The 1,271-nt window shown below is 58.9% G+C and carries 1 protein-coding gene and 1 pseudogene; both read left to right on the top strand.

What is annotated here, in order from left to right:
• Positions 1-670: pseudogene (locus B3Q33_RS10975) on the top strand (ATP-binding protein); the annotation flags it as partial.
• Positions 663-1,271: mechanosensitive ion channel family protein (locus B3Q33_RS10980; protein ID WP_286827533.1), on the top strand; the 609-nt coding region annotated here is incomplete at its 3' end. The pseudogene B3Q33_RS10975 and the gene B3Q33_RS10980, both read left to right, overlap by 8 nt.

Raw genomic sequence — 1,271 nt, forward strand, 5'->3', positions numbered from 1 at the left:
CAAGGAAATCGGCGGCCTGGAAGGCTGGCGTACGGTGCTCAGCCTGGTCAATGCACGGCTGGATAATGTGTTCTGGTTGCTGATGATCAACAACCAGAGCTGGGCCTATTTATGCAATGTGTTCGGCCGTGATTACCAGTTCCGCAACGTGGTGAAAGTGAAACGCTGGGGACAGACGGATATCCGCTCACTGATCCTGGCGCGCAACCACCTCAGTGGTCATCGGGTTCGTTATGACGAGGTGCTGCTGTCTTCCCGTGGACCGGAAGCGGGCAATGTACGCAACGCGGAGCAACGCTATTTCAGCCTGCTGTGGGATGCCTGCCGCGGCAACCCCATGGTGGCCCTGCGCCTGTGGCTGACCTCGGTGAAGCCCAAAGGGCGGCAGGTGCTGGTGGGGCTGCCCACGCCGCCCTCTGCCAGCATTCTCGACAGCATGGGCGAGAATGCCCTGTTCGTGTATGCCGCCATTGCCACCCACGAAAACCTGACCAGCCAGGAAATCAGCCATGTCACCAATCTGCCCGGCAATGTGGTGCGCTACGCCCTCAAGGGTGGCTTCGATGCCGGTTTCCTGAATAAATCCGAGGATGGCCGCTACCGGTTGAAACCCCTGTGGTATCAGCAGGTGATCAGTTACCTGACAAGGAAGAATCTGCTCAATGAATGAAGGCAATATCGTCAATGATCTGGCGGTGGTGGTTGAGCTGTTCAACATCTACGCCCTGTTGCTGCTGTTTATCGGCGGCTTTGTGCTGTGGGCACTGAACTGGGGCATCAGCAAGGCCAGCCTGAAGATCACCGAAAAGCTGCCCACCCGGCGCTTCCTGATTCTGCAGATCACCACCCTGATCGGCTTTGTGCTCTACACCGTAGGCTCCGCCGCGCTGATCATCGGAGTGCTGCAGCCGCCCAAGGAATTCATGCTGGCCGCCGGTGGCTCCATCGCCGTGGCCCTGGGTTTTGCCCTCAAGGACATCGCCGCCTCCCTGGTGGCAGGTCTGTTACTGCTGTTCGACCGCCCCTTCCGGGTGGGCGACCGGGTCAGCTTCGCGGATGTCTACGGAGAGATCGTCTCCATCGGCCTGCGTACCGTGCGCCTGCAAACCCTGGACGACAATCTGGTCACCATCCCCAACTCACGCTTTATTACCGATGTGGTGGCCTCCGGCAATTCCGGCGAACTGGACATGATGATCGTCACCGACTTTCATGTGGGCCTGGATGCGGACCTGGAAGACGCCAAAGCGATTATTGAGGAAGTGATTGTC

The organism is Alcanivorax sp. UBA3183 (assembly GCF_002364155.1).
GTDB classification, from domain to species: Bacteria; Pseudomonadota; Gammaproteobacteria; order Pseudomonadales; family Alcanivoracaceae; genus Alcanivorax; species Alcanivorax jadensis.